Raw genomic sequence first — 21583 nt, forward strand, 5'->3', positions numbered from 1 at the left:
TTATCACTATTTTGTGGTTTCAGTATCATTTGCAGAATCTGAGCGGGTAATGGTGCCTTCGCGGTGTTCCCAAGTACCATCGGTGCCTTCAACCATTTCTTGTAAGACGATGCGATCTGGCTCGATGGCAACAATACGACCAAAATCTTGCCCTAAATAATTGCCCACATTAACGGTATAGATGTGATCATCCACTTTGATAAAACCAGCAGTTTGACCACCTTTGACCAAAGAGCCTACATAAGCCAATTTCTCTAAGCCAAATGCCTCCAATATTTCTTTGGGGCGATTCATATTTGGACCGTTATCGCCAGTTTGTCGACCTGCTTTTAACCGATCAGGATTAAATGCCTGTAAACCTACAAAAGCAGGTGGTATATAAGTTGCCATGGCATTAATGCTAGGAACTGTCTGTTCAGGATATGATTTGATTGCCTTTTGTTTGACATTTGACATCCATTGTCTTAAGTCATCGTGCTCTGAGCAGGCACTAAGAAGCAAAGCAATCCCAATAAGAGGAATATATTTTTTCTTAGAGTATTTCATTATTTAGCCCCCTCTGCTTTAGCATCCTTATTGCTGGCCGCTTTTTTATTTTTAGGTTCTGAAGCTTGCTTTTTATCTTCATCAATTACATTTACATCGACGGCTTTATAAGTATTGGCTTTTGCTTCAAGTACAAATTGTGTGACAGGCGCATTTTTATCTTTTTTATCTTTTTTATCTTGTTCGAGTTTCATCTCACTTAAGGTAATGATGCGCGATAATTTACCAACATCACGTGCAAACTGACTTAACTGTGCATGACTACCGGTTAAGGAAATTTGATATGGTAATATATCAATAGGGCCATCATTGACAATAGGTTGAGGAATGACTTTATCCAAGCGCATGCCATTAGAAGATGCCGCATCATGTAATTCTTGCAGTAGATTAGGTACTTCAGCATCCGTTGGTAATTGTTTCAACAAAATCGCAAAAGTGGTATTGATTTGTTCTAATTGCTTTTTCAAAATAGGCAATTGTGCTGCTGCCTTAGCCTTGGATTCAAAGTCTTCTTTTAATTTTACTTCTTCAGTTTCTGCGACTTTCAATTCGTCCAATTGACCGCTGTAGAAAACAAAATATGCCAAACCTAAAATTAATACAATGATACCCAAGGCTAAACCCAATTGTGCAATTGGATTGAGTTTGTATAAATCATTGAGTTCTAAACTTTTGGATGCCATGTTATTTCCCCTCTAAGACAGAGCCAGCACCAGTTGCTGCGGCAGTTTGTTCTTCTTTTACGGCAGCATGGTCAATCAAATTCGCATTCAATACAAATTCTTGAGCATCTGGTTGTTTGGTAATGCTGGTTAGTTGTGGTATTTCAAATACACCAGTACTTGGCAGATTTTTCATAAACAAAGCCACTTTATTATCACTAACTGCTTTACCAGAAATTTTGTAATTGTTTTTAACATCACCTTCAATAGATGTCAGGTATACTCCATCAGGAATCAATACATTCAAATCATCAATCATCTTGGCTGCTTCATAACGCTTATTTTGAAGCTCTTCAATTTTTTGTTTACGTTCTAAAAAGTTTTTGTGTTTGTCTTTAAGTGTTTTGACTTCTTCAATTTCTTTGTCTAATTTTGAAATCTCACCTTTGAGTAAGGTATTGCGATCTTGTTGATCGCTGACCATGCCGGCCAAGCCCATCCATGCCACAACCGCCAAGCCCACGCCGACTGCTGCAGCTGCACCCATTAAAATCTTAAAGCGTTTCAGTTTCTCTTGTTGAATCTCAGCTCGGTAATCGAGCAAGTTCAGTTGAACGATTTTAATCATAAAACACCTCTCACGCCCAAACCGCAGCAAACTGTTAATCGTCCTGCATCTTGTACCAAGGCCAATGGATCAATATGACTGGCTATGCCCAAATATTGCATAGGATTGACAACCAAAGTGGCAATATTGCATTGCTCTTCAACAACATCACTTAAATGCGGTAAGACAGATGAGCCACCCGTTAAGATGATTTTGCTGATTTTTTGGTTGTTACTAGAGTGTGCGCTGGTATAGAAGAACTGTAATACACGTTGGATTTCCAATGAAAGCTCTTGGTTAAAGCCATTCACAATCAAATTTTGGTAATCGACTGGTTGTTCAGCAGAGGTTTTTAAGCGTTCAGCTGCCTCCAAATCCATTTGGTAAGTGCGCTGAATTTCACGCGACAATTGCTCACCACCAAACAGGATTTCTTGTTTGAACAAAACTTTGCCGGCACGCATAATCAAACATTGAGTTTTTAAACCACCAACGTCAAATACAGCGAGGGTTTCATTTTCTAAATCAGGTGACTGAGTATTAATCCAGTTAGAGAATGCATTAACGATGGCATAAGTTTCCACGTCCAATAATTTTAATGGACCAAAGCCCGACTCATCTAAACAATCTAAATAAGGTTGGCTGTCGCCTTTCAGGGCGATGACCATCAACACTTCTTCAGAGTCGCCTACAGCATTGATGACTTGATAATCCAAGTTGATTTCATCAATGGTGGCAATTTGGGCGGCCTCAAAGCTGGCGGCATCTTCTAAAGAAGTATCGCCATCATTGGTGTAGTTAAAGGTCTGTAGCGTCACAATATTGTGTGGTAAGGCGGCAACAAATTGCTTGCTACTGCCTTTAAACTGGCTGTAAGCCTGTTGCAAAATTGCGACTAATTGCTCCTCATTGTTGATTTTCCCGTCCTGAACATAACCTTGCGGTAAAGGAAAAATTTTGTAATTTTCTAATATCAACTGTTCAGGTGATCGCCCATTAAGATGCGCAATTTTTACATTCTGATCAGTGATATCTATGGTTATCAAACCACGACCACTCACGCTTTTACTGTTATTCTTGCTTGGCGCGGCAGCTTTTTTCTTGATTTTCATTGGCAATTATCCCCGTTTGAAAATTAACCTTTAGAAACGTTAATTTTTATATCTAGCATAAGGTTAGCTTTAACCTTATACTTTGCGCAATCATTTTGCTGAAAATTATTCTTCTAATGTTTAAAAAACTATTCAGTACCCTAATGGGATTAACCTTAGGGCTTATTTTTTTTGGTGCAGCTTTACTGGCAATAGCAGTGTTGGTTACTTACCCTAAATTGCCAAGTTTGGAGTCTGTGACGAATTACAAACCCAAAATGCCATTGATGATTTATTCATCAGATGACAAATTAATTGGCATGTACGGTGAAGAGCGCCGTAACTTTACCAAGATAGACAAATTCCCTAAAGATTTGCGCAATGCCGTGATTGCAGCTGAAGACCAGCGTTTCTACAGCCATTGGGGTGTGGATGTGATGGGGGTGGCACGGGCGATGGTGGGTAACTTAACCGGTGGTGTGCGCTCTGGTGCCAGTACCATTACCCAACAAGTGGCGCGTAACTTCTATTTAAGCAATGAACAAACCTTAAAGCGCAAATTCAATGAAGCCTTGTTGGCGTATAAGATTGAACAAAACTTAAGCAAAGACCAAATTCTTGAGTTGTATTTTAACCAAATCTATTTGGGGCAGCGTTCTTACGGCTTTGCTGCGGCGTCTTATGCGTATTATAACAAACCGGTAGAAAAACTCAGCTTGGCCGAGTCCGCAATGTTGGCGGGTTTACCCAAAGCCCCTTCTGCTTTCAATCCGATTGTGAATTTTGAACGTGCCAAACAGCGCCAACGCTATATTCTGAACAATATGGCAGAGCAGGGCATGGTGACGAAAGAGCAGGCTGATGCGGCATACGCAGACGAGTTGAAGTTTGAACGTGCGGTAACCGAAGTGGATGAAAACTCTTTGTATGTGGCTGAAATGGCGCGCCAAGCCATGGTGGACAAATACGGTGAAGAGGCCTATACCCAGGGCTTTAAAGTGATTACCACCGTGTCTACTGAGCACCAAGTGGTGGCCACCAAAGCCTTGCGCACTGCCTTGGAAAATTTTGACCGTGGCGCACGTTTCCATGGTCCTGAAGCGCAATTGGACTTGTCGCAATTGCCTACAGACAAAGACGAGTATTTGGACGATTTGGAACAAATTCTGACACCATTCCGTACCGTGCGTGGCGAGGTGCCGGCAGTGGTGACCAGTGCCAAAGGCCAAGGCTCGATTGAGGTGTATATTTCAGGCCGTGGCCTGCACAAAATGTCGGGTGCGGATTTGTCTTTAATCAAATCTGTTATCAACAATTCCAAAGCCAAGGAGCGTGAAGTCAAAGTGGGCTCGTTATTGCGCTTGGCCAAAAGCGGCAATGGTTGGAAAGTGGTACAGCAACCTGAGTTACAGGGCGCATTGGTGGCCTTGGATGCGCAAACTGGTGCGGTACGCGCTTTGGTTGGTGGCTATGACTTCCACCGTCGCACATTTAACCGTGCCACCCAAGCATGGCGCCAACCGGGTTCTACCTTTAAACCTTTTATTTACTCTGCGGCCTTGGCCAAAGGTGTGACCGCTGCCACACCGATTAACGATGCACCGATTTCTATGCCTGGCATGGGGGCGGGTGGTCGTGCGTGGGAGCCTAAAAACTCGGATGGTCGTTACGCTGGTTACATTTCCATGCATTCGGCTTTGGTGGCATCTAAAAACATGGTCACCATCCGCTTGTTGATGATGTTGGGCGTGAAAAATGCCAAAGACTACATTCAACGCTTTGGCTTTGCACCAAAAGACCATCCTGATAGCCTGTCTATGGCTTTGGGTGCGGGCTCGGCCACACCGTTGCAAATGGCTGAGGGTTATGCCGTCTTTGCCAATGGCGGTTACAAAGTCACCGCTTATGTGATTGATAAGATTTACGACGGTTCAGGCCGCTTGCGTGCCCAAACCCAACCGTTGGTGGCAGGACAAAATGCCCAACAAGTGGTGGATCCGCGCAATGCGTTCATCATGTACAACATCTTAAAAGACGTCACCCGTCGTGGTACGGCAGCACGCGCTAGCGCCTTGGGTCGTTCGGATATTGCCGGTAAAACCGGTACCACCAACGACATGAAAGATGCTTGGTTTGTGGGCTTCAATCCTAAATTGGTGACTGCGGTATACGTGGGCTTTGACAAGCCACGCAGCTTGGGTCGTGCTGGTTATGGTGGCGTGATTGCCTTGCCAGTGTGGATGGATTACATGAAGTTTGCCTTGAAAGGCACGCCTATCGTCGATGTGAAACCGCCTAAAGGTTTGGTACAACGCGGTGGTGAATACTTTATGGAAGAGTTCCAAACCTTGAATCCTAACCTGAACATTGATAACCATGCCAGCGCGCCGATTAAGGCGGAAGAGCGCGACCATGAAACCGTGGGCGGCGATCAACAAGGCGTGACCGTTGATCCTATCAATGGCTTGGGTGAACCTGGTGGCGGTACTACCGTTGAGCCGATTAATGGTGGTGGTGCACAAGAAGTGAAGCCTAGCAATCAAGCACCGCAAGGCGGTGGTAACAAGCCACCACAACAGAAAACCGATGCCATCGATGATTTGTTTTAATTAGGTATCCATACATGCGGCCTGTAAACATTTACAGGCCGCTTTTTTATGGTTTGAATATTGTGTCATTCAATTTTAAACGATGTGTTGTAAGCGTAATAAACAGGCCACTAGGGCTGGGTTTTTGATGTGAGCGTATGGCAGTTATTACACAGCTTTAGCTGGGTGGGTGTGAAGGGGTTGATTAAATATTCAAATATAACTGTGGCTTGAGGGTGTGTGTACTTAGCGGAATGTAAAATGTTTGAACAATACTGATTTAGAAGAGTGTGCAGTCATGTTTAGGATAGCAACTAACTGCTAGCGTGCATGGTGTGCTGAGGCTGCTTGGATTGGGGTGTTGTTATCATTGCAATGATGGTTTAATTGCAGTAATAAGCAGCGTATTGGTATTGTTGGTTATATTTGTAGGATGTTGTGTTTGAGTATGATGTGGTGGATAGATGCGTGTGTTTGGGTAATACAGAAGCGGCCTGTAAACGATTTACAGGCCGCTTTTAAACTGTCTTTATTTCAGTGTTTATACTGAGAATGAAGAACCGCAACCACAGGTAGTGGTAGCGTTTGGATTGCGAATCACGAATTGTGAGCCGTGCAAGCTTTCGGTGTAATCAATCTCAGCGCCAACCAAGTATTGGTAGCTCATAGGGTCTACCAAGAAAGTCAGTTCGTCTTTTTTGATTTCAAAGTCGTCTTCGTTGACGATTTCATCGAAAGTGAAGCCGTATTGGAAGCCCGAACAGCCGCCACCGTTAACAAATACACGCAGTTTCAATTCAGGGTTGTTTTCTTCTGCAATCAAATCTTTTACTTTGGTGCAGCAGCTATCGGTAAAGACGATAGGGCTACTGGTTTCAACATCGCTCATCAGAGTTTCCTTTCATGTGGGCGTTTAAGGCAGTAGGGGCATACCGTTTAAAGCAGTCTGCTCTGGTAAACCCAACATAATATTCATATTTTGTACGGCTTGGCCGGCGGCACCTTTTACCAAATTATCAATCACCGATAAAATAATCCATTGATTGGCTTCGGTTTCTGGGGCACGGTAAGCGGTAATGCGGCAAGTATTGGCACCACGCACAGAACGAGTTTCTGGCAAGCTGCCATGTGGCATCACATCGACAAACGCGCTGTCTTGGTAGGCGGCCTGAAATACAGCCAAAGCATCGACACCTTCATTTAATTCTACATAGATGGTGGCATGCATGCCGCGTATCAAGGGGGTCAAATGCGGCACAAAGGTAAATTTCTGTGCAATTTCAGGGGCGAATGCAGATATGGTTTGGCGTATCTCGGGCAAATGGCGGTGGCCTGCCACACCATAAGCCTTGAAATTGTCACCAGCTTCACTGAATAAGCTGCCTATTTCGGCCTTGCGACCGGCACCAGAGACACCTGATTTGCAATCGGCAATGATGGCTGCATCGGTTTTCAAGCTGTTTTGTTGTAACAAAGCCAGCAAAGGTAAACCCACGCAAGTAGGGTAGCAACCAGGGTTAGCTATCAGTTGTGCTGCGGCGATGTCGTCACGTTTCCATTCTGATAAACCATACACAGCTTTACTGATCCAATCGGTACTGGCATGTTCCATTTTGTAATATTTTTGCCAAGTGGCCACATCTTGGATGCGGTAGTCGGCCGACAAGTCCACAACTTTAATGCCTTGTGCCAATAAAGCCGGTGCTTCTTTCATGGCCACGCCATTTGGTGTGGCAAAGAACACCACATCACACTGACTTAAATCAGCATCGTCAGGTGCTTGAAAGACCAAGTCGTAAGCACCGCGCAGACTGGGAAAATAATCCGCCACTGCTTTGCCTGCTTCTTGGCGGCTGGTGACTGCGCGCACTTCTACAAAAGGGTGGTGTGCCAAAAGGCGTAACAATTCAACACCGGTATAGCCGGTAGCGCCAACGATGCCTACTTGGGTTTTGGTTTCGCTCATCATCCGTCCTGTCATTGCATATACCGATTATTTTACGCTGTATTGCAACATAGAGGGAATGCTTGTGTGTATCAGCTTGATAGTTATACACAAATAAAAAACCGCCCGAGGGCGGCTTTTCCAAACAAAACGTAAAATATTAACGTTTTGAGAATTGTTTTGCGCGACGTGCTTTGCGCAAACCTGGTTTTTTACGTTCAACTTCACGAGCATCGCGAGTAACGTAACCAGCTTGTGACAATGCAGGTTTCAATGCAGCATCAAAGTCAATCAAAGCACGGGTAATGCCGTGACGAATCGCGCCAGATTGGCCAGTTTCACCGCCGCCACATACGTTTACTTTGATGTCGAAGCTTTCCAAGTTTTCAGTCAAAGCCAATGGTTGGCGAACCACCATGCGACCAGTTTCACGAGCAAAGAATTCGTCTACTGGACGACCATTAACAATGATTTGACCAGTGCCTTTTTGCAAAAATACACGTGCTACTGAACTTTTGCGACGGCCTGTGCCGTAGTAGTATTTACCGTTCATCGTGTATCCTTAAATATCCAAAACTTTAGGTTGTTGTGCTTCGTGACCGTGTTCGGCACCAGCATACACTTTTAATTTTTTGATCATGGCATAGCCCAAAGGACCTTTAGGCAACATGCCTTTCACTGCTTTTTCCAACACGCGTTCTGGGAACTGTTGTTGCATTTCAGTGAAATTGCGCTCGTAGATACCACCAGGGTAGCCAGAGTGACGGTAGTATTTTTTGTCTAATGCTTTGTTACCAGTGACACGTAATTTTTCAGCATTGATAACGATGATGTAATCACCAGTATCGATGTGAGGTGTGTATTCTGGTTTGTGTTTACCGCGCAAGCGGTGAGCGATTTCAGCAGCCAAACGACCCAAAACTTTGTCTTGAGCATCAACCACGTACCATTCGCGCTTCACCTCGTGCGGTTTAGCTGAAAAGGTTTTCATAGGAATAGTCCAAAAATAGTGAATACTGTAAACCGTCGATTTTATGTGAGAGTGGCCGTACTGTCAATATAAACAAAGGACTTGCTTTAAAGATTTATACAGCTTGTGGCAAGAATTGGTCAGAATCTCAGCTTGAAAGCGGATTTGACGCTGAAGTTGACTGAAGAAGTCCAAAGTCGGTGTGATGAAGTAGAGTGGAATCGTTTAGAATGGGGATTCCCCCGCTTGTGCCGGTAGGCATAATTCGCTTGAACCTTGGGGACAAGGCTAGTCACATGGATATGTTTCGGGTGCGTTCGCGAGGAACGCTCGCGCCCACATACCACCTTGCAACTATAAAGCGAACTTATTGGTTCAAAGGAATATAAGCCCTTTCGAACACTGCAGGGGAAAATTTAACTCATTTATCATTCAGCCAGTGTTTTTTCACAAGCTGTAATCATGTCACTAATTTTACGCTCAAACTGCGCAAATTCCAAGCCATCTTTGGTGGTCATCTTCAAGAAATCGTGTGCCAAGTTCAAAGCGGCCATGATGACGATCTTGTCGGTTTCCACAATGCGGCCTGTATCTTGAATCACACCTATTTTTTGATTCAATAAGTAAACGGCTTGACGCAAGGTTTCTGCTTCTTCGTCTGGAGTGCCTATGGTGAATTGGCGCCCTAAAATATTCACATCAACTTGTGAAATACTCATTGTTCAATCTCCTCTTGTACCACTTTAGGCAAGCGTGACAACAAAGTCTTAATCGCATCGGCAGTGTCGATTAAGGTGGCACGCAAGACTGTGTTCTCGACTTTCAAATCATTGATTTGTTTGTCGGAGGTGGCCTGTAAGGTGTTTACTTGCTCAGTGTGATTTTGCTCTTTGTCTGCCAATTGACCATCGTATTGCGTTATCAATTGACGTTTTTCTTGTTCCAACTCTTGAATGCGGCTGGTCAAAGAAGCATTGTCGGCACTTTGCGCATTAAACTTTTCGATTAAGGCGTTTAAGCAGATTTGTAAGTGTTCTAATTGATTTTCCATGGCTCAGAGAATATCGTAGTGGGATGAGTAAATCAATGCCGACTTCGGCGTTCAGAGTCAATTATAAGGCACATTTGTTCTAATGACGACTTAATACGCAAACTTGGACGTAAATCAGCGTTAATGCTGTAAAGCTTGGGTGCATTGGGTGTCTTCGCATAAAAATTTTGCCACGATTGCACATCGCTTTCACCACTGACAAACACCACTTGCAGCTGTTGTTGCAATAAGGCTTCGGGGTTGAGCGTAAAAGCCGGCTGTTTGATGTTGCCAAACACATTATTCGCGCCACACAACTGCAACATTTTTCCCAAAAAACTGTTGTTGCTGACCGCATAAATTGGGTTATAGCCGACCAAAAAAGCGCTGTTAATAGTGGGTGTGCTGGATTTTTGAGCCAGCGTTTGCAAATACGTGCGAAATGGCGCGGTGTTTTGCTTGGCAATATTGGGGGTGCCGTTGAGCACGCCTAAGGCATGAATTTCGGTAGCGATGTCTTGTGGGGTCAACGGATGTGACATGAACACAGGAATGCCCGCTTGGCGCAGCGCTTGTATCACGCTGGGTTGGCCGCCATCTTGCCACGCTACCACCAAATCAGGTTTAAGTTTAATGATGGCTTCGACATTGATTTGCGCATAAGTGCCGACTTTGGGCAGGGCTTTGACGGGTTCGGGATAGTCGCTTTCTTGGGTGACACCGACCAATTTGCTGCCGGCACCGGCGCTGTAGAGCAGTTCGGTCGCATGTGGTGTTAATGCCACGACTTTGTAGATTTCATGGGGCACGGTAACAGTTTGTCCCGTGCCATCGGTAACGCTGATGGCGGCCCAGCTCAGTGCGGATACACAGCTTAACAGCCAAGCCATCAATATTTTTTGCATGTTTTGCATTGTTATACTCATTACAGGCCGCATAAAACCTGTATGGACATGGAAAAGCCTCAGTTAAGGTACAGGCAATCTGCCTCATTCAAACGTCTGTTTGCTGTAATTGGCCTATGGGGGCTGACAGCAATGTGCTGCCATTCATACCAGTACGTTTGACTGTGTAATCAAGACAGAACTGCATGACAGTACGATGAGAGCTGATTAAAAACCCATTCAAACTAAATTCTACACCTGCATTATGGGTAGTCCTTGATCATGCGTTACAGTTTATGTAGACGAAAACGCATTTACAGGCCGCATGGGTGTGCTTGTGTTTATAGCTAAGCAAGTTGTCATCAGTCACGCCGCTTGAATCTTTGCAAGGTGACAGGGTTGCTATTCAATCCTACAAAATAAGAGGGCTTATGGCAGTAGCGACATCATTTACTTAGATATCACTTATCTTATATGTAGCTTATCAGGCAGCTTGTGCAGAAGCGGTATCTAATATGTTCGCAAACCATTGTTTAAGTATTTACAGGCCGCTTATGTAATACATGCGGCCTGTAAGCATGGTCATAGCCTTAAATCATCATGGTATGGATAGATTAAAAACTGTAGCGACCTGACAACAATACACTGCGACCTTGGGTGTTGTATCCACGCACTGAGGTGTATTGTTTGTCCAACAAATTGTTACCAGACAGTTTCACCGACCATTGTTCAGATGGTTTGTACTCAACACTGGCACCCAATAAGGCATAACCACCCAAGCTGTCGGTATTGGCAGTGTTGGCAAAAGTGCGACCGTGCACATGCATATTGGCATTCAAGCGCCATTGCTCATGTGGTTGGTAGTCGACGCCAATATTGCCGAACACACGTGCGCGTTGAATCAACAATTTGTCGTTGGTTTCATCACGTGGGTCTTGGTAAGTCATATTGCCGTACAGTGTGACCTGTTGCCATTGTTTGCTGGCGGCGATGCTGGTGCCAACCATGGTGGCTTCGTTGACGTTTTGTGCAGGCCAACCGTTAATCATGTCGGTCAGTTTGGTGTGGAACACGGTCCAATCTAAGGCCAAATCTTGGGTGTGGTATTTCAGGCCGGCTTCCCAAGAGCGGCTTTTCTCTGGGTGCAAATCGGGATTGCCACCGCCGTATGGGTAGTACAACTCATTGAAAGTCGGTACGCGGAAGGCAGTACCATAGCTGACGCGGCCGACCAAGTTGTCGGTCAATTCATAGCCCAAAGCCAAGCGGCCGGTGGTGTGGTGGCCGTATTGGCTGTCGCGGTCTTGGCGCAATGAGGATTCAACCAAGAAATTGTTGTAATTGCCATTCACTGCGGCGAAAAAGGCGCGGTTAATGCGTGTGTCGCGGGCGTAATCGGTATCGGATTCGACTTGCTGTTTCAACCATTCTGCGCCGGCTTGCCATTGCACATATTCATGCTCGCCGCTGAACACCCATTGCGCGCGCGTGTCTTTGCTGTTGACGTAATAATTGGTGTGACCATCGGTTTGGCTTTTGCCTTTTTCACGGCTTACCGACAATTGCACATTAGATTGAATACTGTCGGTGATTTTGTCGCGCGAAGCGATGCTAAATTGTGACAAGTCGGTGATGTAATGCTCGTTGTCTACGGCTATCGGTGCCCAAGTAATTGGGTCAGAACCGCCGGCGTCGTATTCGGCATCACCACGGGTGCGCAAGGCACTGGCACTGATTTCATGGCCTTCGGCCCATTCATAGGTCAAGCGGCCTGTAACATTGTGGTTTTTGTAACCGTCTTCATCGGGATTGTGACCAAAGGCATAATCGCGGTTGGTGGCAGAGAAGCCGCCATCGGTACGTTCGGTGCCTGCGCTCAATTGGTAGCTAAAACCACCGACACGACCACCGACATTGGCATCGACACCGCGTTGACCATCGGTGCCGACTTTGGCGCCTATGCTGCCGTGTGCAGCACCGTCTTGTGGTTTGCGCGTGAAAATTTGTACCACACCACCGATGGCATCGGCACCGTATACGCTGCTGGCGGCGCCGCGCACCACTTCGATGCGGTCAATTTGATTCAAAGGAATGTGGTTGTAAGAGGCTGCGCCAGTGGTGGCAGACATCAAACGCACACCATCAACCAAAATCACGGTTTGGTTGGTGTTGGTGCCACGGGTGTATAAGCTGCTGACGGTGCCGCTGCCACCATTGGATAAGGTTTCCAAGCCTATGGTTTGTTGCAACAATTCTGGCAAGGATTGGGCGGTGCTGTGGTCGATGTCGCTGCGGGTAATCACGCTGACATCGTTCAGGCTTTTCAATGGATTTTGGCTGATGCGTGTGGCAGTCACCACGATGTTGTCTAATTCGGTGTCGGCGGTGGTGGTGTCCGCGTATGCCATAGATTGGCATGCGAGCAGCGCTAAAGCGGCTGCGATGGGTTTTATTTGCATGAAACACTCCAAGTATTGTGTATACCGAGTGCGAAAGAATGTGTATTTAACCGCAATGACCAAACATAACAGTCAAATATCGCCTCCCCGCGATACTCGTGTTTAAGCCAATAAGCCGGTCTTCGGACTTGGTCGGTATCCACCAACGCCTTCCCATCTACTATTGTGTAAACAGTGGCCTGTGTTGGTGCTAAAGCTACCTTACCGCTGCGGGGGCAGTGTGGGCATTTCACCCAGCTTCCCGGTTCTTATTAGCGCGGCGCGATTGTAACACAGTGCGCATAAACTTACAGGCCGCATCAAGCGGCCTGTAAAGACTGTGAAAACAGCGAGTTGTTATTTGCTGCCAGTAGAGATGCTGTCTACCGGTACCCATTTGCCTTTTTCGGCTTTGTACACGGTAATGGCCACATCTTTCAAATCGCCTTTGGCATCATAAGAGAAGTGTTGGCTGGTCACCCCATCCAAATCCATCGCTTGCAATTTGGCCAAGTAATCGGCGGCTTTAGACGAATTGGCTTGCTTCATCGCGGTGATCATCGCCCAAGTGGCGTCGTAACCATAAGGAGAATAAGTAGCCACGTCTTGATTGTACTTCGCTTTGTACTTGGTTTCGTATTCCTTGCCTTTTGGCATTTTGTCCAAAGGGAAACCTGCCAAAGAGGTGAACACGCCTTCGGCATCAGGGCCAGCCACGGTCAAGAAGGTTGGGGTTTTGGTCATTTCACCGGAAATAAACGGCGATTTGATGCCCAAACGGCGAATTTGCTTGATCATAGGCGCAGATTGGGTATCGGCACCGCCGTAGAAAATCACATCAGGTTGTTCGGTTTTGAAGCTGGTCAAAATCGATTGGAAATCTGAGGCTTTGTCATTGGTGAATTGGCGCGGCAAGATGGTGGCACCAGCGGCTTTGGCTGATTTTTCAAATTCATCGGCCAAACCTTGGCCGTAAGCCGTTCGGTCGTCGATGATGGCGATTTTTTTGTAGCCCAATTTTTCTACCGCGTATTTGCCCAATACCGTGCCTTGTTGGCTGTCGGAAGTCATGGAGCGGAACACATATTTAAAGCCTTGCGCGCTCAAAGTCGGGCTGGTGGCCATGGCGATATTCGGAATTTGGTTGTCTTCGTAAATCTTAGACGCAGGAATGGCTGTGCCTGAGTTGAAGTGACCAATCACACCTGCGACTTTGGCATCAATAAAGCGCTCAGCCACTTGTGTCGCTTGTTTTGGGTCGGCAGCATCGTCTTCGGCCATCAATTTGAAGGTGGCAGGTTTGCCATTGACGGTGAGTTTTTGCGCATTGGCTTCGTCTATCGCCAATTGGGCGCCATTACGGTATTCCTCACCGTAATGCGATTGTGGGCCTGTTAATGGTGCGGCAAAACCGATGACAATTTCATTGTCGCCAGAAGCGGCAGTGCTGTCGCCACCTTGCTTTTGACCGCCACAAGCGGTTAAGGCCAAACCGACCATCAAGCTCAGCGTCAACTTGCCTATGTTTAATGTATTCATTGCTTTCTCCTGAAGACTCAATGCAAAAACGAAAGTCCTGCATAGTAAAGCAATCTCCATCAGGTTGAAACCGTCATTAAGATATTTAAGATTAAAAAAGATGGAGTTACTCTACTAAAACAAAGTCTTAGCTGTTTTCAGGAGTGGGGGAGCGCATCATCAGGCTTTGGGCGACTTGGGTGCTGTTGAGTTGGCCTTGGAATAGAGCATACAAAGTGGCGGTAATCGGCATGCTGACTTGGTATTGCTCGGCCAAACGGTGCGCTTCGCTGACGGTATACACACCTTCGGCAACATGGCCGAGTTCAGCCAAAATGGTGTCTAAATTTTTGTTTTCGGCCAGTTTCAGGCCGACTTGGCGATTGCGCGATAGGCCACCAGTACAGGTCAAAATCAAGTCACCCAAGCCCGATAAACCCATTAAGGTGTGTTCTTGCGCGCCCAAATGATTTGCCAAACGGGCAATTTCGGCCAGTCCGCGCGTCATCAAAGCGGCGCGCGCATTCATGCCGTAATGCAAGCCATCGCACAAACCGGTGGCAATCGCCATCACATTTTTCAAGGCGCCACCAACGGCCACGCCGATTAAATCGGTAGACGCATACAGGCGCAATACTGGGCTGTTCAAATCGCGACACAATTGTTCTATCCAGTCGCTGTTGGCCGCGGCCAATGTCACGGCGCAAGGCAATTGTTCTGCCAATTCTTGCGCAAAACTGGGACCAGAGAGCAAGACAATGTGTTGTTGCTGCGGCAAAACTTCGGCCACTACTTGATGCGGCAACATGCCTGTAGACACTTCAAAGCCTTTACAGGCCGTCATGATGGGCAAGTTGTCATCAATATATTCCGCTAATGCGGTTAAAGTTGGGCGCAAACCGGCCACGGGCGTGGCTATCAATACCAATTCACTGGCGTCGACAGCGGCCTGTAAGTCAGTGGCCAAGCTTAAAGACTCGGGAAATAGAAACCCTTTTAAATAACGTTCATTACAACGCTCATGCTGCATTTGCACCACATGGCTGCTGTCGCGTGCCCACAAACACACTTGGTGTTGCTGCTTGGCAAAGTGTATGGCCAATGCGGTGCCCCATGCGCCAGCGCCCAAAACTGTGATTTTCATTGCTATAACCTTTTTATTACCATGTCTTGCACCTTGCCACGAGTTTTGGTGAGAGGCAAGAGTGCAAAAACTTGAATTTTGAATAATATAGCTAGTTTGTTGGTTGAGGGAGCATTTGTCCTTGTGCTAATATGCCCGCTAAATCGAAAAAATCGGCTGTTTGTGTGCACAGAGTACTGGCAAGAATGCTGGAAATATGCGTACAATAGCTTCATCTGATGGATGGAAAACTCTATTTAAATTCAGTACAATAAGCGCTGAATTTTGATGATTAGCAAATAAATTCTATCTAAAACAAACCCTTATTAAGATCAAGGTAAAGGAAGTAACATGGAAAATATCGAACAGCGCGTAAAGAAAATTGTTGCTGAACAATTGGGCGTGAATGAAGCTGAAGTGAAAAACGAATCTTCATTCCAAGAAGACTTGGGCGCTGACTCTTTGGACATCGTTGAATTGGTTATGGCTTTGGAAGAAGCTTTCGGCACTGAAATTCCAGACGAAGAAGCTGAAAACATTACCACTGTTCAACAAGCAATCGACTTCTTGTCAGCTGCTGAGTAATTTTTCTCTGTCGCAATACTTTAACCTCTGCAGAGCACACTAGCTGGCTGTGCAGAGGTTTTTACTATGGGTTCCACACGAATGAGTAAAAAAAGGATAGTCATAACTGGTTTAGGTATGGTGTCGCCACTGGGCAACTCTGTTACTGATAACTGGAACAATTTATTAGCTGGTGTCAGTGGTATTGGTCCAATCACCCGTTTTGATGCTTCCAATTTGGCGTGTCAAATTGCTGGTGAAGTGAAAGATTTTGATATCACTGAATACATTCCAGCCAAAGAAGCACGTCGCATGGATGTGTTTATTCATTATGGTATTGCTGCGGCGTTTCAAGCGATTGAAGATGCAGGTTTAGACAATATTGAAGGCTTGGACAAGAGCCGTGTCGGTGTCAACATTGGCGCAGGCATTGGTGGTTTGCCTTCTATTGAAAACACAGGCGCTGATGTGATTGCCGGTGGCATACGCAAAATCAATCCATTCTTCATCCCAGGTTCCTTGATTAACCTGATTGCCGGTCACATCACCATCATGAAGGGCTACCAAGGCCCAAGTTATGGCATTGTATCGGCCTGTACCACAGGGGCACACTGTATTGGCGATGCGGCACGCATGATTGCTTATGGTGACGCTGACATCATGATTGCCGGTGGTGCCGAAGGTGCAATTTGTACTTTGGGTGTCGGTGGTTTTGCGGCGATGAAAGCCTTGTCTACTCGCAATGATGAGCCTACCAAAGCCTCTCGTCCTTGGGACAAAGACCGCGACGGTTTTGTGATGGGCGAGGGCGCTGGTGTGATGGTATTGGAATCTTACGATTCAGCCGTTGCCCGAGGTGCCAAGATATACGCTGAATTGGTGGGATTTGGCATGAGCTCAGACGCTCACCACATCACTGCTCCTAGTGTGGATGGCCCAGCTTTGGCGATTAACCGCGCCTTGAAAGACGCGGGCATGGCGCCTACCGACATTGATTACGTCAATGCCCACGGTACGTCTACGCCTTTGGGCGATGCCAATGAAACCAATGCATTGAAAGCCGCATTTGGTGAGCACGCTTACAAAATGGTGGTGAATTCGACCAAATCCATGACAGGTCACTTATTGGGTGGCGCCGGTGGTATTGAAGCGGTGATTACCGCTTTGGCGATTAAAAACCAAATTGCGCCGCCTACCATCAATATGGATGAGCAAGACGTGGAAGCCGGTTGTGACTTGGATTACAACAAAGAAGGCGCCCGTCCTATGACCATCCGTGCGGCGATTTCCAACTCGTTTGGTTTCGGTGGTACCAATGGTACGGTGGTGATGAAACGCGTCGACTGAGATTAAATCGACGGTATTGAAAAGCGGCCTGTAAGTTTACAGGCCGCTTTGTTTATTCTGAGGCAGACAGTTTGGAAAATAAATGGCAGCAGAGACTTAGTCAGTACAGAATAAACGTGTTAAAGTTATGGTCTGTTTTTTTGATGGGTGCAGGTTGCCTTACAACGACAACTTGAACTGTTTTAATCTGCAACTTTTAGGACAAAAACCTCATGTTTGAACATGTTGATTATTATCCAGGTGACCCTATTTTGGGTTTGAACGATTTGTACAACAAAGACACTCGCGCTGAGAAAGTAAATTTGGGCGTGGGCGTTTACTACGACGAAGAAGGTCGCTTGCCCTTGTTGGGTTCGGTTTTGAAAGCCGAAGAAGCACGCGCTAAAACGCCTGCTGCTCGTCCGTACTTGCCTATGGATGGTTTGCCAGCTTACAACAAAGCGGTTCAACGCTTGTTGTTCGGTGCTGACAGTGCAGCTGTTGCGGCTGACCGCGTTGCGACCATACAGTCTATCGGTGGTTCAGGTGCGTTGCGCGTGGGTGCTGAGTTTGTGAAACAATACTTCCCACAAAGCGTGGTGTATGTGAGCAAACCTACTTGGGGCAATCACATCAGCATTTTTGAAGCAGCTGGTTTGGAAGTCAGTGAATATCCATATTACGATGCGGCCACTGGCGGCGTGGCTTTCGATGCCTTGATTGAAAAATTCAACAGCTTGAACAAGCACGATGTGGTGTTGTTACACCCTTGCTGTCATAACCCAACTGGCGTGGATTTGACACCTGCACAATGGGATAAAGTCATCGAAGTGGTTAAAGCGCGTGAATTGATTGCGTTCATGGACATTGCTTACCAAGGTTTTGGTGACGATTTCGAGAGTGATGTGTACGCGATTCGTGCCGCTGAAAAAGCTGGCTTGAGCTATTTTGTCAGCAGCTCTTTCTCTAAAAACCTGTCGTTCTACGGTGAGCGTTTGGGTGCGTTGTCTGTGGTGTCTCCTAACGCAGACGAGAAAAAATTGGTATTGAGCCAATTGAAATACATCGTGCGCCGTTTGTATTCTAACCCGCCTTGCCATCCAGCCATCATTGCTGCCGACGTGTTGAACGACGCGGCTTTGTTTGAAGAATGGACCAACGAAGTGGCCGAAATGCGCGTGCGCATCAAAGCGATGCGTCAACGTTTGTTTGATGTATTGACTGCCAAAGTACCGGGTCGTGATTTCAGCTACATCACTACCCAACGTGGTATGTTCAGCTTCTCTGGTTTGACTCCAACGCAAGTAGAGCGCTTGATTCAAGACTACGGCATTTACTTGGTGAAAAACGGTCGCATGTGTGTGGCTGGTTTGAACACCAAAAACATTGAGTATGTTGCCAATGCTTTTGCTGATGTGTTGAAAGACTAAACACATTGCCATTAAGAAGCGGCCTGTAAATCATTTACAGGCCGCTTTTGTTTGCTCAGAAGTTTGGTTTAACGACCAAAGTCTTCGATGATGTCGTTAATGGTTTTTTTAATCGTCCACAAAGCGGTGGCGTAATTGACGTGGCGACTGCACGCTACCAACAGCTCTACCGATTTTTCATGGTCTAGCATCACATGGCGGCTGAATACCAAACCGTCTTCACATTCTATGGTGGTAGCGACGGCATTTTTCAAACCAGATTCTTCCGAAACCGAAGTGCTCAAACCACCCAAAGAGGCAGTCATCGCCGCTTTGCGGGCGGCATCTTTGTCATCGTTTAAAGTGTGGGTGATGGGGAAACCATCGTCACTGGCCACCACAATGAATTCAATGTCGCTGAGGTTTTTTTTCAATGCTTGCACATGGCGTTCAAACAAAGCTTGTTGTGACATGATTTGTTGGTGTTTGCGCACCGCTTCACTGTTATCCATATGCTCAATTCCCTTTGATTTCTGTGTTCGCTAAGATGACTTCCAATAACATCAATACATCGGCCTTGTCCCGAGCATCGACCTCCATGATGGGGGCGTACATATCACGTTCCGCGAAATATTGGTTGTATTTTTCCAATGAAGAGCCGTCTTTATTGGTTTTGCCCACACCGACCACGAATGCTTGTTTGGAAACCAAGTCATTGAATTCGTGTAAGTACAGGGTGAGGTCTGCCATCGGGTCTTCACGGGTGTCATCAATGAGTAAGATGCAACCCAAAGCCCCTTTGGCCAAAATCGGCCACATGAATTTAAAGCGGTCTTGCCCCGGGATGCCATATAAGTGCACCACTTCTTCTGGGCCCAATTCTATGCTGCCATAGTCCATGGCCACAGTGGTGGTGGATTTGGTGGATTGGCCTGCATCTGAGTTACTCGCCTCAGTGCCAATAGGGTCACTGTCACTGATGCAGCGTATGGCAGTGGTTTTACCTGCCCCCATAGGGCCGATAAACAAGATTTTCAACAGCGGAGCTGATTTCGCAGTGTCGTTGCTTACAGACATGATGGAGCTTTCCAATTAATCAATTAGTTATGATTCAAAATGTTCATTAATGTGTAATTTATTGCGCAAGCGGGAAATCCAAGAAGCACTTTCTTGGTGTGGGTGTGCTGACAGTTCGGCCATTTGTTGCTGCTTGATGTCGGCAGCCAGCGGGCGACTGTCCCAAGTTAACCCTGCCAATTTGGCGGCGCAAATAAAGTTCTTAATTTGTGTGGCATCGGCTTTGCCTTTGGCTTGGGCGGCAAATATGCTTTGGTGTTTTTGCGCAAAAAACGTGGCCAAAAACAGCCAAGTAGGGTGGGTTTCCCATAGGCCAAAACGTGGAAAGCCTTTCAGTTTCCATTCATGATTTTCCAAATCCATACCATTTAATAATTGTTCGGCATGAGGATGGTGTAAGCCATAAGACCATAAGACCGAGGCCAATGGCAACTTTTTTAATTCATTCGGAATACTTTTTACCGACTCTGACACAATTTCGGTTTGCTTAATCAAGCCATATGCCAATTCAGTAGCATTTTTGTAAGTACTGGCAATTATTTTTTGCTCTGCATCATAATAAAACGCCGGTTCTTGTACTGCGACCAAGCCTTGTTGCTCTTGCAAGAATGCCGGCCAAATGTCTGTACTGGCTGAAGAAATCGGTTGCGGCTCTGGCGCTTCAGGAGTGTGAATAGGCGCTTCTGTGGCCGGTGGCGGAGTTTCTATGGATGCAGGCGTTGGGGCAAGTGTCGGAGCTGGCGTGGGTGCGAGCGTTGGCACTGGCGTGGGTGCTAAGGTGGGAGCCGGTGTCGGTGCGATGGTAGGCGCAGGCGTCGGTGCAGGCGTCGGTGCAACCGTGATATCCGGAGTGTGCATAGGCTGAGCCGTAGCTACGGTTTTTTGCTTGGGTGTGTCATCAATATCGACGTTTTTTAAGCTGCCATAGCGTATGAAGGTCTCACCTGCTGGTTTGGTGGGCGCACTGGTTGGTGCTGGCGTACTAGGCGCTTCAGTTGGCGCGGGCACTGTTTCAGTTTGCTGATTGGTATGGGTGCGTGAATACGCATTGGTCCAAGAGCTGACCACCGGTTTTTCAGTTGGTGTGGGTTCGATTTTGACTTCGGCAGCACTGGGTTTGTGGACGGCATTGTCCATACTGTAGCTGCCATAAGTGGTAAAAGTGTCTTTTTTCGGCGCTTCTGTGGGAGCGGGTGTAGGTTGGTAAGCTTTAAAAGTGTAACTGGAAGTGTTTGTATCGTTGTCGAGGCTGGTATTCAGTGGCGCAGTCGTTGGAGCAGGAGTCGGTGTTTCAATTTGGCTTAAGCTGTTATTGAGTCCCATGCGGGCACGTTCATACAGCGATAAAGAGGCAAAGTCGACTGGAGCTTCGGGAACGTCTTCTTCCTCTTCTTCAATGACACTATCGGCCTGTAAACGCTCTTCAGGTACCAGTGTTTCCACATAGGCCAAGATGTCCATCAAGTCAAAAGTGGTGACGGGATAAGGGCAGGGAATGATGTTGCCCGTTTCAATATTTTGGTTGGTCAGAATGGGATCGCTGGAATTTTCCAGATAGGCAGGCAAAGGCGAACTGATGACAAAATGCACTTGGCAGCTTTGTCTCTGTTGGCTTACGCCCCAAAAGTATTTGAGGCGGTCTTGCGCCGCATTCATGCGGTTAATGGTGTCTATTTGCTTGGTGAATTTGTCTGTGGCATCCAGTCCAAAGCCCACCAAATTCATGTTCACATTGAAATTTTCAACATCAGACATTGTAACTCGCTCAAGTATAATCGCCTCGGCAATAGAGTATTACCGAGGCG

At 46.5% G+C, this 21583-nt stretch carries 21 protein-coding genes, 1 other RNA gene and 1 riboswitch; of the genes, 4 read left to right on the plus strand and 18 right to left on the minus strand.

Annotated elements, in window-relative coordinates; all coding sequences use genetic code 11:
- Positions 1-6: 6 nt before the first annotated feature.
- From BN3003_RS18360 to pilM, 4 genes are read right to left on the minus strand one after another with little or no spacing between them, the layout of a single operon-like run.
- A complete protein-coding gene (locus tag BN3003_RS18360) occupies positions 7-546 on the minus strand; it encodes a pilus assembly protein PilP (protein WP_082625565.1) in 540 nt (179 codons plus the stop codon).
- On the minus strand, positions 546-1229 hold the full coding sequence (locus BN3003_RS05815) for a type IV pilus inner membrane component PilO (protein ID WP_058355723.1): 684 nt from the start codon (positions 1227-1229) through the stop codon (positions 546-548). Before BN3003_RS05815 ends, BN3003_RS18360 begins: the two co-directional genes overlap by 1 nt.
- 1 nt (position 1230) lies before the next feature.
- Entirely contained in the window at positions 1231-1836 is a 606-nt protein-coding gene (locus BN3003_RS05820) for a PilN domain-containing protein (RefSeq protein ID WP_058355724.1), read from the minus strand.
- Positions 1833-2927, minus strand: a complete 1095-nt coding sequence (pilM, locus tag BN3003_RS05825; protein ID WP_058355725.1) for a type IV pilus assembly protein PilM — start codon at positions 2925-2927, stop codon at positions 1833-1835. The genes BN3003_RS05820 and pilM overlap by 4 nt, the downstream gene beginning before the upstream one ends.
- 116 nt (positions 2928-3043) lie before the next feature.
- Between pilM and BN3003_RS05830 the strand changes: the two genes are divergently transcribed.
- Positions 3044-5515, plus strand: coding sequence for a penicillin-binding protein 1A (locus tag BN3003_RS05830; protein WP_058355726.1), 2472 nt, complete (start codon positions 3044-3046; stop codon positions 5513-5515).
- 520 nt (positions 5516-6035) lie between these two features.
- On the opposite strand, the gene erpA is transcribed toward BN3003_RS05830, so the two are convergent.
- The 11 genes from erpA to BN3003_RS05880 all read right to left on the minus strand — a co-directional run bounded on the left by erpA (position 6036) and on the right by BN3003_RS05880 (position 15423).
- Positions 6036-6383: an iron-sulfur cluster insertion protein ErpA gene (gene erpA, locus BN3003_RS05835; RefSeq protein ID WP_058355727.1), complete on the minus strand. Its 348-nt coding sequence runs from the start codon at positions 6381-6383 to the stop codon at positions 6036-6038.
- 24 nt (positions 6384-6407) lie between these two features.
- Complete coding sequence (gene argC, locus BN3003_RS05840; RefSeq protein ID WP_058355728.1) at positions 6408-7460, minus strand: N-acetyl-gamma-glutamyl-phosphate reductase; 1053 nt, start codon at positions 7458-7460, stop codon at positions 6408-6410.
- Positions 7461-7599: 139 nt separating this feature from the next.
- Complete coding sequence (rpsI, locus tag BN3003_RS05845) at positions 7600-7992, minus strand: 30S ribosomal protein S9 (RefSeq protein ID WP_019958115.1); 393 nt, start codon at positions 7990-7992, stop codon at positions 7600-7602.
- Positions 7993-8001: 9 nt separating this feature from the next.
- Positions 8002-8430: a 50S ribosomal protein L13 gene (gene rplM, locus BN3003_RS05850; RefSeq protein WP_058355729.1), complete on the minus strand. Its 429-nt coding sequence runs from the start codon at positions 8428-8430 to the stop codon at positions 8002-8004.
- 214 nt (positions 8431-8644) lie between these two features.
- Positions 8645-8823: non-coding RNA, 6S RNA (gene ssrS, locus BN3003_RS18365), on the minus strand.
- A gap of 14 nt (positions 8824-8837) precedes the next feature.
- Positions 8838-9128, minus strand: coding sequence for a cell division protein ZapA (locus BN3003_RS05855; RefSeq protein WP_058355730.1), 291 nt, complete (start codon positions 9126-9128; stop codon positions 8838-8840).
- Positions 9125-9460, minus strand: coding sequence for an SH3 domain-containing protein (locus tag BN3003_RS05860; RefSeq protein ID WP_058355731.1), 336 nt, complete (start codon positions 9458-9460; stop codon positions 9125-9127). The genes BN3003_RS05855 and BN3003_RS05860 overlap by 4 nt, the downstream gene beginning before the upstream one ends.
- 32 nt (positions 9461-9492) lie before the next feature.
- Positions 9493-10353: a helical backbone metal receptor gene (locus BN3003_RS05865; RefSeq protein WP_058355732.1), complete on the minus strand. Its 861-nt coding sequence runs from the start codon at positions 10351-10353 to the stop codon at positions 9493-9495.
- 584 nt (positions 10354-10937) lie between these two features.
- Positions 10938-12782: a TonB-dependent receptor domain-containing protein gene (locus BN3003_RS05870; protein ID WP_058355733.1), complete on the minus strand. Its 1845-nt coding sequence runs from the start codon at positions 12780-12782 to the stop codon at positions 10938-10940.
- 96 nt (positions 12783-12878) lie between these two features.
- A riboswitch (cobalamin riboswitch) is annotated at positions 12879-13085 on the minus strand.
- 33 nt (positions 13086-13118) lie between these two features.
- Positions 13119-14300 carry a branched-chain amino acid ABC transporter substrate-binding protein gene (locus BN3003_RS05875; protein WP_058355734.1) on the minus strand — a complete coding sequence of 394 codons (1182 nt, stop codon included), beginning with the start codon at positions 14298-14300 and terminating at the stop codon, positions 13119-13121.
- Between the two features lie 127 nt (positions 14301-14427).
- Entirely contained in the window at positions 14428-15423 is a 996-nt protein-coding gene (locus BN3003_RS05880) for an NAD(P)H-dependent glycerol-3-phosphate dehydrogenase (RefSeq protein WP_058355735.1), read from the minus strand.
- A gap of 330 nt (positions 15424-15753) precedes the next feature.
- Between BN3003_RS05880 and acpP the strand changes: the two genes are divergently transcribed.
- The 3 genes from acpP (at position 15754) to BN3003_RS05895 (ending at position 18722) form a co-directional block, all read left to right on the plus strand.
- A complete protein-coding gene (gene acpP / locus BN3003_RS05885) occupies positions 15754-15987 on the plus strand; it encodes an acyl carrier protein (RefSeq protein WP_058355736.1) in 234 nt (77 codons plus the stop codon).
- 81 nt (positions 15988-16068) lie between these two features.
- On the plus strand, positions 16069-17313 hold the full coding sequence (gene fabF, locus BN3003_RS05890; RefSeq protein ID WP_058355737.1) for a beta-ketoacyl-ACP synthase II: 1245 nt from the start codon (positions 16069-16071) through the stop codon (positions 17311-17313).
- A gap of 212 nt (positions 17314-17525) precedes the next feature.
- A complete protein-coding gene (locus tag BN3003_RS05895; protein ID WP_058355738.1) occupies positions 17526-18722 on the plus strand; it encodes an amino acid aminotransferase in 1197 nt (398 codons plus the stop codon).
- Positions 18723-18790: 68 nt separating this feature from the next.
- Here the strand turns inward: BN3003_RS05895 and BN3003_RS05900 are convergent, their stop codons facing one another.
- Genes BN3003_RS05900 through BN3003_RS18975 form a run of 3 tightly spaced genes read right to left on the minus strand, consistent with a single transcriptional unit; the run spans position 18791 to position 21533 of the window.
- Positions 18791-19213 (minus strand): roadblock/LC7 domain-containing protein, encoded by a 423-nt coding sequence (locus tag BN3003_RS05900; protein WP_058355739.1) that lies wholly within the window; start codon positions 19211-19213, stop codon positions 18791-18793.
- A 4-nt stretch (positions 19214-19217) separates the two neighbouring features.
- On the minus strand, positions 19218-19778 hold the full coding sequence (locus BN3003_RS05905; protein ID WP_058355740.1) for a GTP-binding protein: 561 nt from the start codon (positions 19776-19778) through the stop codon (positions 19218-19220).
- A gap of 27 nt (positions 19779-19805) precedes the next feature.
- On the minus strand, positions 19806-21533 hold the full coding sequence (locus tag BN3003_RS18975; protein WP_058355741.1) for a hypothetical protein: 1728 nt from the start codon (positions 21531-21533) through the stop codon (positions 19806-19808).
- Positions 21534-21583 lie beyond the last annotated feature (50 nt).

Origin of the sequence: Vitreoscilla massiliensis, from assembly GCF_001457815.1 — a bacterium.
Taxonomy (GTDB): domain Bacteria; phylum Pseudomonadota; class Gammaproteobacteria; order Burkholderiales; family Neisseriaceae; genus Vitreoscilla; species Vitreoscilla massiliensis.

What these genes read in the sequence shown, in the direction of transcription:
- BN3003_RS05855 (WP_058355730.1), bottom strand. Translation starts at nt 9,128, where the DNA reads ATGAGTATTTCACAAGTTGATGTGAATATTTTAGGGCGCCAATTCACC.
- argC (WP_058355728.1), bottom strand. Translation starts at nt 7,460, where the DNA reads ATGAGCGAAACCAAAACCCAAGTAGGCATCGTTGGCGCTACCGGCTAT.
- acpP (WP_058355736.1), top strand. Translation starts at nt 15,754, where the DNA reads ATGGAAAATATCGAACAGCGCGTAAAGAAAATTGTTGCTGAACAATTG.
- BN3003_RS05905 (WP_058355740.1), bottom strand. Translation starts at nt 19,778, where the DNA reads ATGTCTGTAAGCAACGACACTGCGAAATCAGCTCCGCTGTTGAAAATC.
- BN3003_RS05870 (WP_058355733.1), bottom strand. Translation starts at nt 12,782, where the DNA reads ATGCAAATAAAACCCATCGCAGCCGCTTTAGCGCTGCTCGCATGCCAA.
- BN3003_RS18975 (WP_058355741.1), bottom strand. Translation starts at nt 21,533, where the DNA reads ATGTCTGATGTTGAAAATTTCAATGTGAACATGAATTTGGTGGGCTTT.
- BN3003_RS05880 (WP_058355735.1), bottom strand. Translation starts at nt 15,423, where the DNA reads ATGAAAATCACAGTTTTGGGCGCTGGCGCATGGGGCACCGCATTGGCC.
- BN3003_RS05875 (WP_058355734.1), bottom strand. Translation starts at nt 14,300, where the DNA reads ATGAATACATTAAACATAGGCAAGTTGACGCTGAGCTTGATGGTCGGT.
- rplM (WP_058355729.1), bottom strand. Translation starts at nt 8,430, where the DNA reads ATGAAAACCTTTTCAGCTAAACCGCACGAGGTGAAGCGCGAATGGTAC.
- BN3003_RS05900 (WP_058355739.1), bottom strand. Translation starts at nt 19,213, where the DNA reads ATGGATAACAGTGAAGCGGTGCGCAAACACCAACAAATCATGTCACAA.
- BN3003_RS05815 (WP_058355723.1), bottom strand. Translation starts at nt 1,229, where the DNA reads ATGGCATCCAAAAGTTTAGAACTCAATGATTTATACAAACTCAATCCA.
- rpsI (WP_019958115.1), bottom strand. Translation starts at nt 7,992, where the DNA reads ATGAACGGTAAATACTACTACGGCACAGGCCGTCGCAAAAGTTCAGTA.
- BN3003_RS05895 (WP_058355738.1), top strand. Translation starts at nt 17,526, where the DNA reads ATGTTTGAACATGTTGATTATTATCCAGGTGACCCTATTTTGGGTTTG.
- BN3003_RS05830 (WP_058355726.1), top strand. Translation starts at nt 3,044, where the DNA reads ATGTTTAAAAAACTATTCAGTACCCTAATGGGATTAACCTTAGGGCTT.
- BN3003_RS05860 (WP_058355731.1), bottom strand. Translation starts at nt 9,460, where the DNA reads ATGGAAAATCAATTAGAACACTTACAAATCTGCTTAAACGCCTTAATC.
- BN3003_RS05865 (WP_058355732.1), bottom strand. Translation starts at nt 10,353, where the DNA reads ATGCAAAACATGCAAAAAATATTGATGGCTTGGCTGTTAAGCTGTGTA.
- fabF (WP_058355737.1), top strand. Translation starts at nt 16,069, where the DNA reads ATGAGTAAAAAAAGGATAGTCATAACTGGTTTAGGTATGGTGTCGCCA.
- BN3003_RS05820 (WP_058355724.1), bottom strand. Translation starts at nt 1,836, where the DNA reads ATGATTAAAATCGTTCAACTGAACTTGCTCGATTACCGAGCTGAGATT.
- BN3003_RS18360 (WP_082625565.1), bottom strand. Translation starts at nt 546, where the DNA reads ATGAAATACTCTAAGAAAAAATATATTCCTCTTATTGGGATTGCTTTG.
- erpA (WP_058355727.1), bottom strand. Translation starts at nt 6,383, where the DNA reads ATGAGCGATGTTGAAACCAGTAGCCCTATCGTCTTTACCGATAGCTGC.
- pilM (WP_058355725.1), bottom strand. Translation starts at nt 2,927, where the DNA reads ATGAAAATCAAGAAAAAAGCTGCCGCGCCAAGCAAGAATAACAGTAAA.